This is a genomic window from Sulfitobacter sp., from assembly GCF_041552635.1.
Classification (GTDB): Bacteria; Pseudomonadota; Alphaproteobacteria; order Rhodobacterales; family Rhodobacteraceae; genus Sulfitobacter.
Genome location: NZ_JBFEKM010000002.1, coordinates 50,219 through 61,309, shown reverse-complemented (window position 1 = coordinate 61,309; position 11,091 = coordinate 50,219). Strand labels below are relative to the sequence as shown.

The window sequence follows — 11,091 nt, the reverse complement described above, 5'->3', positions numbered from 1 at the left end:
GACATTGCCTGACAGAACTGCGCCCGGACCGACGCTGACATAATCGCCCAGCATTGTATGGTGTCCGATAGAAGCACTGCGATTAATCAATACGCCTTCTCCGAAGGCACATCCACCGCCGACGACAACACCCGCATTAACAAAAGACCCCACCCCGATACGCAGCCGTGGCGGCAGAATTGCAGTCGGGTCAATCAATGCGTCAGCCAGACCGAAACCGGAATCTTGTGCCTGCTGCGCAAGCTCTGCTCGCTTCTTGGGCGAAAAGGCACAAGGCAGGGCAGGACCGCGCGCCCAGCCTTCAAGCTCCGTGAACGCAACAATCTCGATATCGCTTAGGACCCGAGGGTGACCCGCAACGGACACCCCATAGGCAATTGCCCTTCCTGACCGCTCGGCCGAAATTTCATAGTCCACGACAATCGGTGATCTAATGCCAAAAAGGATCACAGCAACGCTCCTCAACTTTGGGGCCAACGATCAGAAAAGTAAACGAATTGTCAACGGCTTACCATATGCACGCCCGATGGGTATCCCTTGTAGGGGCAAAATACGGAAACTCGAACGTGGCTATTGGTCATTTTCTGACTTAGGGTTCGTTCCCCGTCTTGGTATCTTTGTTCCGGGTCAAACGTGCGATCATGACAAAGAAAAACGGCACGAACAATACGCCAAGCACAGTCGCCGCGATAGTGCCCGAAAGCACACCGCTGCCGATGGCTGTGCGACCGCCCGACCCCGCGCCACTGCTCAGCACCAGAGGCAACACCCCGAGCGAGAACGCCATCGAGGTCATGATGATGGGACGGAACCGCTGGCGGGCAGCATCGAGAGCGGCATTGATGATGCTTTCCCCCTCTTCGCGCCTGTCTCGGGCGAATTCCACGATCAGGATCGCGTTTTTACCCGTCAGGCCAATCACTGTCAGCAGGCCGACCTGAAAGAAGACACCGTTCTCAAATCCGCCGAAATAGGCACCGGACAACGCCCCGAGAACCCCAATCGGCATGGCCAACATGACTGCAAACGGGATCGACCAGCTTTCATAAAGCGCGGCCAGTGACAAGAAGATAGCAGCCAAAGACAATGCGTATAGCAATGGTGCCTGATTGCCCGATTCCTGTTCCTCAAGCGACAAGCCTGTCGGCGCGATCACAAAGCCGGGCGGCAACTCCTTGGACAGCCGCACCAGTTCTGCAAACCCTTCGCCGGTGCTCACACCGGGGGCCGCAGACCCTTGCATCTGCATTGCTGGCACACCGTTATAGCGGTTCACGCCTTGGGGTCCGAAAGTCCAGTTGGCTTCGGTAAAGTTCGAAAATGGCACCAAACCACCGCTCGCATTGCGCACACGCCATTTTTGCAGGTCAGACGGTAATGCGCGGGCGTCGGCCTGGCCTTGGACATACACCCGCTTGATCCGTCCTTCGTCGATGAAATCATTCACATAGCGGCCAGCCCAGGCGATGGTGAGAAGGTTGCCAACGTCGCTGGCCGTCACCCCCATTGCACCGGCACGGCGCCAATCGATATCCAGGTTGAACTGCGCTGCATCCTGTAGCCCGCTGGGGCGAAGCGACGCGATCAGCGGGCTTTGTGCGGCGGCACCAAGCAGCTGGTTGCGGGCATCCAATAGCTGTTCGTGGGTCTGTCCGCCACGCGCCTGAAGGTAGAAATCAAAGCCGGAAACGTTGCCAAGTTCGATCACTGACGGCGGCACAACGGGGAACACTTGCGCGTCCTTGATCTGGCTAAAGGCACCGAATGCACGGCCTGCCAGCGCCTGCGCGCTCAGGTTCGGCGTCGTACGTTCTTCCCAGTCCTTGAGGCGGACAAAGACAAGGCCAAGGTTCTGCCCCTGCCCCGCAAAGCTGAAGCCGACAACACCAAAGACGGATTGGACCATGTCACCTTCCTTATCCAGATAGTAATCTTCGACCTGTTTGACCACGTCCAGCGTGCGTTCGGCAGTGGCACCGGTCGGGGTTTGGATGAGGGTAAAGAGAATGCCCTGATCCTCGTCCGGCAAGAACCCTTGCGGCGTGCGCAAAAACAGAGCGCCCATCGCGGCGATGATCGCCAGATAAAGGACCCCGCTGATGAACGGATGCCGCACGATGCTGCCGACAAGGCCTGCATAGCCGCCGCGCAGCTTCTCAAATCCGGTGTTGAACCACTTGAACGGTCCCCGCTTTTTCTCGTGTTTTTTCGCCTTGAGCATTGTCGCGCAAAGCGCAGGTGTCAGGGTCAACGCCACGACAACCGACAACGACATTGCCGAGATAATCGTAACCGCAAACTGCTTGTAAATCACGCCAGTAGAACCGGGGAAAAACGCGACGGGCACGAAAACGGCCGACAGAACAACCGCGATGCCCACCAGCGCGCCAGTGATCTGGTCCATTGATTTACGCGTCGCCTCGACCGGGCCAAGGCCTTCTTGCTCCATGATCCGTTCGACGTTTTCGACAACAACAATCGCGTCGTCCACAAGCAGACCGATTGCCAGCACCATCGCAAGCATCGTCAGCGTATTGATCGAGAAACCAAGCATCGCCATCACGCCGAATGTGCCCAACAGAACCACAGGCACCGCCAGCGTCGGGATCAGCGTTGCCCGGAAATTCTGCAAGAATAAATACATCACAAGAAACACAAGGATGATCGCTTCGATCAGCGTCTTTACCACTTCCTCGATCGAGATCGTGACAAAAGGCGTGGTGTCGAAGGGCACGACATAGGTCACGCCTTCGGGGAAAAACTGCGCCAGTTCTTCCATCCGGGTTTCAACTGCATTGGCGGTGTCCAGCGCGTTGGCACCGGGGGCGAGACTGATCGCCATCCCCGTCGAAGGGTTGCGGTTAAAGCGCGATACGGTGGCATAGCTTTCGGCACCGATTTCGACACGGGCCACGTCATTGACCAACACCAGTCCGCCGTCGGTTTCAGCCCGCAGCACGATCTGGCGAAAGTCTTCGGGGGTACGCAGCAAGGATTGCGCCGTGATCGTCGCCGAAAGCTGTTGCCCTTCGACCGAGGGGCGCGAGCCAAAGGCACCAGCCGAGATCTGCGCATTTTCCGCGGATACGGCGGCAACGACATCCGACGGCGTCAGCTCGAACGCGGCCAGTTTGGCCGGGTCAAGCCAGATGCGCATGGCATATTGCGCGCCAAAGACCCGCACACTGCCCACACCTTCGACCCGGCTGAGTTCATTCACAAGGTTGGTCGACAGATAATCGCCAAGGTCGGTCGCATCTAGGTTTCCGTCTTCGGAGATAAGCGAGATGACCATCAGGAAGCCGGCAGAGGATTTTTGAACCGTCACACCCTGCCGTTGCACCGTTTCGGGCAGCAGGGCGGTGGCCTGCGCCAGCTTGTTTTGCACCTGCACTTGGGCGATGTCGGGATCAGTGCCTGTCTCGAACGTGAGGGTCACGCTGGCGCTGCCAGAGGACGTCGAACTGGACGAAATATAGCGCAACCCGTCCAGACCGGTCATCTGCTGTTCGATGACCTGCGTAACGGTATTGGCGACCGTATCAGCCGAGGCCCCCGGATAGACGGCATTGACTGAAACAGTTGGCGGCGCGATCTGCGGATATTGCGCCACGGGGAGCGACAGGATGGAAAGCACCCCAACGCCCATTATGAAGATCGCGATGACCCAAGCAAAGATCGGGCGGTCGATGAAAAAGCGGGCCATGGGAATTCCGGTACTGAATTATTCGGTTTTTGGTTCGGACGGCTCTGCCGCCGCTGGGTCTGCCGATGCTTCGTCAACGGCCTGTTCCTCGGGCGTGACTGTCGCGCCGGGGCTGGCCTTTTGCAGACCCACGGTAACGATCCGATCACCAGGGTTTAGCCCTTCACTGACCACCCAGTCGCTGCCCATATCCTGCAGAACGGTTAACTGGCGCGCCTCGACCACATTCTCGGGGCCCACCACCATCGCAACAGGCTGTCCGCGCCTGTTGCGGCTGACGGCTTCTTGGGGAATGACAAACACACCTTTTGCCGTACGCGTCGGCATCTTGACCTGCACATACATGCCCGGCAGCAGCAACTTGCCGGGATTGTCGAACGACATCCGCAGCACCACGACGCCAGTCTGTTCATTCACGTCAGGTTCTGCGGCAGTAAGCGTGCCCGTCTGATCGTACAGGCTGCCATCAGCGAGGGTCAAACTAACCCGCTGCATGCTGTCGCCCATTCGCTCGCCCAGATTGCCGCGCCGCCATTCGATGATCTCGGCGGCGGATTGGGTCACGTCCACGTAAACGGTGTCGATGTTGCGGATCACCGCCATAGGACTGGCCTGACTTGCCGTTACCAACGCACCTTGGCTGGCCAGTGAACGCCCGATTTCACCCGAAAGGCGGGCTGTAATTTCGGTCCGGTCCAGTTCGATTTGTGCCGCGTTCCGCTGTGCCTGCGCGGCCTGAAGACCGGCCCGCGCAATTTCGCGCGCCGCGATGGCGGTATCAAGGGACGCCGTGCTGGCAACATTCCTTGAGGCAAGCTCCTGCTGTCGTGCTTCTTCTTTCTGGGCAGCGTTCAATTGCGCCTGTGCTTGCGCCACAGATGCATCCGCCAGCGCCACGGCGGCCTCGTAACTTGCTGGGTCAATCTTATAAAGCACATCCCCAGCCGCAACCGACCCGCCTTCTTGGAACAGACGTTCGGTGACGATACCTGCCACCTGCGGTCGTACTTCGGCCATCGCAGATGCCACAACGCGGCCGGGCAAGGTTGTCGTGAGGGTCACATCCTGCGGCTGCACCGTCGCCACAGTAACGGCTGGCGGTGGACGACCTTGCTGTTGTGCTGCCGCTGGAAAGGCAAGGCAGGCAAGCGTGAAGCAAAGCAGCGGCAAGCGCCGGATGGGGTTGATCGAATGCATTGTTTGGTGGTCCCGTCAGGCGTTATGAGTGACAAACTGGTATTAATTCTAGCGCGTCGCGGCATCGCGGCAAAATATCATTGATGGACTGTTACCGGCTCCGGTTGGTTCTGGCACGCTTGCAACGCCAAAAATCAGTTCAAACAGCCAAGGCTGGCAAAGTCGGTTTCGAAATTTTTTGTTGCAACGCAATATACTAAGTTAAACTTACTAAGCTCGGTACATATTTTCTGCGACGCGAAAGTCAATCCTATCGCACCAAGAATTAACGCCCACAGAGATCACATCTTTATGAGGCTGATCTGTGAGACTGAGGATTTAACCATAATCTTTGTATTGGGTACTGCACCACGTGTGGATTGGATCCTCGACGACTTGGTCACTAACCAAGCTAAAGCAATCGCCATGCAACGTCGCGTGGTGAAGGCTGAGGCAGAAACAGGATCATTTTCGCGGGAGGAGAACGCAAAGCAGAGATTAAGAAACTGCGTGCATTCCCCGCACCTGCGGACCTCTTTGGCATCAGTACCGTTCGAGACTGACGCCTAAAATGCTTGCAGCATGCCCGTAGAGCACGCTCCAAGACCGAAGAAATTCAAGGGCAAGGGAGTTCTGCCGTGTTTTTGAAGTTGAATAAGAACGGAGATGCCGCGCCTAATTGCCTGCCGCGCAGCTTTTGCACAATTGTGTATAAAGGACCGCCTCAAGCCGTTCCTTTGAAATTGGTGCATCGCATTTTTTGCAGATGCCGTAGGTGCCGCTCTTGATCCTTGCCATCGCACGGTTCAGCAGTGCTGTTTCCTTTTGCGCGGCGAGCCCGAGACCCTCCAAAACTTCGTCATCCTCGAGGTCGATAGATTGATCATCCAGATCTGCGGGAATCGGCGTGCCAAGTTCATGGTCAAGCTCGTGCATTCGGGAATCAAGTTCTCGCAGACGGGCGGTGATCAAATCTGCGAAATGTTTCGGATCATTCATATTTTTTCCTCTATCAGTTTGTCTGGTCATTGGTAACGGCGGCAGCGGCCCGCCAACTGATCAAGATCAAGACCGCCATTTTGCACGTTGGCCGTCGGGCTATTCAGCTGCCCTCGGTTTGGCCGCCCGCATTTTATCAGATCGCGCCGCGAGCCGGTCAGACAAGACCCGTGTCACCATCATGCCCACAATGAGAGCCGCGACAAAGACAATGACGTCCGAATTCATGGTTCCCAATGCGGGCAAGGCTCCACCGGGACAGAACCCTGCAACACCCCAGCCCACGCCAAATATCGCGGCCCCGAAAAGCAACTTGGCATCAATCCTGCGGTTCTTGGGAATATCAAAGGTCGGCTCGAACACGGGTGCAGTTCGGCGCAGGACCACCCGGTAGCCGATGAAAGCGACAATTACCGCCCCGCCCATCACAAAGGCCAAGCTTGGGTCCCACGTTCCCGTGACATCAAAAAAGTTGATAACCTTTGCTGGGTTGGCCATCCCGGATAGGGAAATACCTGTGCCAAACAGGATACCAACGAGAAAAGTCAAAAGGCTTCGCATGGTTTATGCTCCCAAGATATGACGCATGACGTAAACGGTCAGGCCAGTGGTCAGCATGAACGTACCCGTCGCGGCAAACGATCTGGGCGATAGACGCGCAAGACCGCAAACCCCGTGCCCTGAAGTGCACCCACTGCCCAACGTCACGCCAATCCCAACAAGGAACCCGCCCAGCAGCAACAGCAGCGTTGACGCGGGGACGCTGATTTTGGGCAACTGCCCGGCGATCGAAAAATAGACCCAAGGCCCGGCAAACATGCCGACCAGCATCATCACCCGCCACGTCCAGTCATATCGGCTGGCTGGCAAAAGCACGCCAGCCAAGATGCCGGTTGCCCCCAAAATTCGCCCCCGCAACAGCATCAATGCAACCGCTGCAAGGCCAATCAGTGCCCCTCCTGACAGGGATTGAACCGGGGTGAAGACGGTCTCCATCAGGTGATCTTGCAGGTTGAGAGACCAAACAGACGGTACAGCGGACAAAACCGGACCAGCGCAGTCGCGAGCAGGATCACCCCCACTGCCATGCTGCCATAGGCAAGATAGGCATTGGCCCAGATTTCCGGCATATTCAAAAGTGGCGCGATGATAAGGACGATGCCCAAGATGGCCCGTATTACGCGGTCTGCATTTCCAAGATTAGCAGTCATGGTCGTCTCCTTTTTTTGAGAACGGTTTCGGTTCTTACGCAGAATCTACGCAGGTTTTTCAGGGGGGTCGTGCCCCCACGGTCAGCCCTTAGGGCGATTGAGCGAGCCTGCGGATCGCCCCTGCGTTGCGTAATCCGATCTCGCCTTCGCTAATATGTACCCATCCCCGCCGCTCAAATTCACTAAGCTGCCGTGATACCAGGTCACGGGCTGTGCTCAGTTCGACGGCAAGCTGTTGAAGTGTAAGGTGCAGAACGGATTTGCCATCCAGAAGCTCGAGCAGTTTTTGAGCGACACGAATATCCATCCCCTTAAACGCAATATCTTCGAGCGCCAAAAACAAGTCGGTGACGCGCTTTGAATAGGCCTCGAATACGATGGCGCGAAAGTCACTTGAGACAGACATCAGTTCTTCAAAAACCTCGCGCGGCACCATCACCGCATCAACATCAGTTTCTGAAATAGCCTCGGCGGAATAATCTTCGAACGCCAGCAGGCAGGCCGTTGTCAAAGCGCAGTTTTCGCCAGCGTGCACACGGTACATCGCCATCTCGCGCCCGTCTTCGCCCCGAAGCTTTACGCGCACGGTACCCGACAAGAGCAAAAAAAGACTTTCTGGCGGACCGCTGGCTCCAAAAATTAATGTTCCCTGTTTCAGGGCCACAAATCGCGCGTGCCGATCAAGCATCGCAGCGGCCTTTTCGGGCAGACCTGCAAGGCCTGCAAACTGGTCGCGCCACATTGGTTTATCAAGCATGTTTCCTGTCCTGTTTTTATTCAGGTTAATCCCAGAACGGCACGCATCCTTTGACATTTGTCAAAACCCGAAAACCTGTGCTCCGAAGGGGGCGTTCGAATTGAGATTGCTCAATTCAGGTGCCCCAGCGACCCCCTAGAATAAGCGGAGCAGGAGAGAGCGGTGGCAGAAATCATCTTTAGGACGCAGGGCGTGACCAAGGTTTACAACACGGGCGACGTGAAGGTGTTTGCCTTGGACGGTGTCGATCTTGAACTTTACAAAAGCGAATTGACCGTGCTGCTTGGCCCGTCGGGCAGCGGTAAATCAACGCTGTTGAACATCCTTGGCGGGCTGGATCATGCCACGGGCGGGCGCGTCTGGTTCGACAATACCGAACTGACGAATATGTCTGATCGCGAACTGACCAAATACCGGCGTGATCACGTGGGGTTCGTGTTCCAATTCTACAATCTTGTACCCAGCCTGACCGCGCGCGAAAACGTACAACTGGTGACTGACGTGGCCCCTGATCCGATGCCCGCAGACGAAGCGCTTGGGCTGGTCGGGCTGGGCAAACGGATGGACCATTTCCCGTCGGAAATGTCGGGGGGCGAACAGCAGCGGGTTGCCATTGCACGGGCCATCGCAAAACGTCCGCAGATCCTGCTGTGCGATGAACCCACTGGGGCGTTGGACAGCACGACGGGCGTGCAGGTTCTTGAGGTTCTGCGCGACATCAACGACCGCTTTGGCACCACGACTGTCGTCATCACCCACAACGCCGAAATTCAACGCATGGCCCATCGGGTGATCTTTTTCCAGGATGGCAAAATCAGCGAAACGCGGGTCAACGAAACGCGGGTCGCCCCGTCCGAGATCGTCTGGTAGGTCCCATGCATGCATTAGACATCAAACTGCTGCGCGACTTTAAACGGCTTTGGGTTCAGGCCGTTGCGATTGCATTGGTGCTGGGGTGCGGCGTGGCGATCCTTTTGACGTCTGTCGGCATGTACAAGGCCTTGTCTGAAACGCGCACCGCTTATTACGAACGCAACCGCTTTGCCGATGTTTTTGCCCATGCCGCCCGCGCGCCTGTTTCCCTTCTTGATGAAATTGCGCGCATCGACGGGGTGATGAATGTTGAGGCACGGATCACAGGTGCCGCAACCTTGGACATTCCGGGGCGCACAAGGACGGCTGTCGGGAAAATTCTATCCTACCCAGAAGATTCTGATCCTGTGTTGAATGTTCCCTTTCTGGTGACGGGGCGTTTCCCCGACCCGCTTGCATCACAAGAAGTGACCGTGAACGCCCCCTTTGCAATCGCGAACGGCTTCAAGCTGGGCGACAGTTTCAGCGCCAACCTGCGCGGGCAAAAGCGCGTTCTAACCATTGTCGGGACTGCACTTTCGCCCGAGTTCGTTTACACGATCGGACCCGGCGCGCTGATGCCCGATAACGCCGCATTTGGCATCATCTGGATGCCTGAACGCGCCGCGGCGGCGGCGTTCGACATGACGGGCGCGTTTAACGATGTGTCGATTGCGGTAGCGTCCGGGGTGCCGACAGCGCCTGTGATTGACGGTATCGATACGCTGCTTGAGCCCTTCGGCGGATTAGGGGCCTATGATCGCGCGTCGCAACAATCCGATGCGTTTCTGGATGCAGAGATCAAACAGTTGAAAGGGATGGCCGCGATACTGCCCCCGATCTTTTTCGCGATTTCGGGCTTTCTGGTCAGCATGGTGATGAGCCGGATCATCACGCTGGAACGCAGCGAGATCGGTCTGCTTAAGGCGATCGGCTATTCAAACACCGAAATTTGCCTGCATTATCTGATGTTGGCCGCGCTCATCGCTGTCGTTGGCGTTCTTGTTGGGTGGGCCGCCGGTACGGCGCTGGCGCGGACAACTGCGTGGCAATATGCACAGTTCTTCGACTTTCCCTTTGTGATTTTTCGGGTGTCGTATTGGGTCTATGCCGCATCGGGGCTGGCGGCCTTGCTGACCACCAGCCTTGGGGCCATGCAAGCCGCGCTCAAGGCGGCAAAGCTGGCCCCGGCGATTGCGATGCAACCCCCTGCCCCGCCCAGGTTCAAGCGGTCTTTCGTTGATGATGCCCTGACGCACCTGCGCCTGTCACAATCAACCGTCATGATCCTACGATCGCTTTTACGCTGGCCTTTGCGCAGTTTTCTTACCTCGTTGGGCCTGTCGCTGGCGGTTGCGTCCGTGATTGCGTCGACCTTTATCAACGATGCACTTGATGTGATTGTTGATCTGGCATTTTACCAGACCAACCGCCAAGACGCGATGTTGCTGTTTGCGGATGAAATACCCGAAGCCGCATTGGAAGACGTGCGCCATCTTCCGGGCGTGTTGCAGGCAGAAAGCCAGCAGTTTCATGCGGCCATTCTGCACCACGGTCATCTGACCAAACGCGTCGCGGTTGAAGCGCATCGCCCCGGCAATGACCTAAGCCGTGTTCTGGATGCGCAGGGCAAACCGCTTGATGTCCCCCCCGGCGGCATCGTGTTGTCTCAGCGGCTTGCACAGCACCTTGGGGTGCAAAGCGGCCAGAGCATCGATGTCGAATTCCTAAGCGGGCGGCGCGAGACATTCAGCGTCACCGTCACAGCACTGGTAGAACTGCATTTCGGATTGGGGGCTTATATAGATTTCGAATATATGAACGCGCTTTTTCGTCAGGCACCGCGTGTTTCAACCGTGAACATCACGCTCGACACGCAACAGACAGAGGCGCTTCATGCTGCCATAAAAGATACACCACACATCACCGGCATCATAGAAATGAACGAAAACCGGCGTTCGTTTCAGGATACGATTGAACAAAACATCGTTGTCATGAACACGATTTACATCGTCGTGGCGGTCCTGATTACCATCGGTGTCACCTACAACGCCGCGCGCATCCAACTGTCCGAACGCGCACGCGAATTGGCCAGCTTGCGTATCCTTGGCTTTGGACGGGGCGAAATATCCTATATTCTGGTGGGTGAAATGATGCTGATCGCGCTTATTGCGCAGCCTTTCGGCTGGCTGTTCGGTGCGGGGATCGCACGTTTGATGACGAACGCCTTCACCAGCGATCTGTATTCGATCCCGCTGGTTCTGGAACCTGCCAGATTTACATTCGCCAGTCTTGTCGTGCTGGGTGCCGCGCTTGCGTCCGTGATGATCGTGCGCCGTCGATTGGACCGTCTTGATCTGGTTTCTGTCATGAAAACAAGGGAGTAGGAA

General features: G+C 56.8%; 9 protein-coding genes and 1 pseudogene. 2 read left to right on the top strand and 8 right to left on the bottom strand.

Annotated elements, in window-relative coordinates:
- From ABYT07_RS00580 to ABYT07_RS00545, 8 genes and pseudogenes are all read right to left on the bottom strand, one after another.
- Positions 1–450 (bottom strand): annotated as a pseudogene (locus ABYT07_RS00580) (hypothetical protein); the annotation flags it as partial.
- 139 nt (positions 451–589) lie between these two features.
- A complete protein-coding gene (locus tag ABYT07_RS00575; RefSeq protein ID WP_372988639.1) occupies positions 590–3,706 on the bottom strand; it encodes an efflux RND transporter permease subunit in 3,117 nt (1,038 codons plus the stop codon).
- A gap of 18 nt (positions 3,707–3,724) precedes the next feature.
- Positions 3,725–4,903 carry an efflux RND transporter periplasmic adaptor subunit gene (locus tag ABYT07_RS00570; protein WP_372988638.1) on the bottom strand — a complete coding sequence of 393 codons (1,179 nt, stop codon included), beginning with the start codon at positions 4,901–4,903 and terminating at the stop codon, positions 3,725–3,727.
- Positions 4,904–5,557: 654 nt separating this feature from the next.
- On the bottom strand, positions 5,558–5,881 hold the full coding sequence (locus ABYT07_RS00565) for a TraR/DksA family transcriptional regulator (protein WP_372988637.1): 324 nt from the start codon (positions 5,879–5,881) through the stop codon (positions 5,558–5,560).
- 99 nt (positions 5,882–5,980) lie between these two features.
- Positions 5,981–6,442, bottom strand: a complete 462-nt coding sequence (locus ABYT07_RS00560) for a DUF6691 family protein (protein WP_372988636.1) — start codon at positions 6,440–6,442, stop codon at positions 5,981–5,983.
- A gap of 3 nt (positions 6,443–6,445) precedes the next feature.
- Entirely contained in the window at positions 6,446–6,877 is a 432-nt protein-coding gene (locus tag ABYT07_RS00555) for a YeeE/YedE family protein (RefSeq protein WP_372988635.1), read from the bottom strand.
- The gene (locus tag ABYT07_RS00550) at positions 6,877–7,092 is read right to left on the bottom strand and encodes a DUF2892 domain-containing protein (RefSeq protein ID WP_372988634.1); all 216 of its coding nucleotides are present in this window, start codon (positions 7,090–7,092) and stop codon (positions 6,877–6,879) included. The genes ABYT07_RS00555 and ABYT07_RS00550 overlap by 1 nt, the downstream gene beginning before the upstream one ends.
- Positions 7,093–7,180: 88 nt before the next feature.
- Positions 7,181–7,849, bottom strand: coding sequence for a Crp/Fnr family transcriptional regulator (locus tag ABYT07_RS00545; protein ID WP_372988633.1), 669 nt, complete (start codon positions 7,847–7,849; stop codon positions 7,181–7,183).
- A 162-nt stretch (positions 7,850–8,011) separates the two neighbouring features.
- Here ABYT07_RS00545 and ABYT07_RS00540 point away from each other — a divergent pair, with 162 nt between their 5' ends.
- Both ABYT07_RS00540 and ABYT07_RS00535 read left to right on the top strand, forming a co-directional pair.
- Complete coding sequence (locus ABYT07_RS00540) at positions 8,012–8,719, top strand: ABC transporter ATP-binding protein (protein ID WP_372988632.1); 708 nt, start codon at positions 8,012–8,014, stop codon at positions 8,717–8,719.
- Positions 8,720–8,724: 5 nt separating this feature from the next.
- Positions 8,725–11,088, top strand: a complete 2,364-nt coding sequence (locus ABYT07_RS00535) for an ABC transporter permease (RefSeq protein WP_372988631.1) — start codon at positions 8,725–8,727, stop codon at positions 11,086–11,088.
- Positions 11,089–11,091: the final 3 nt, after the last annotated feature.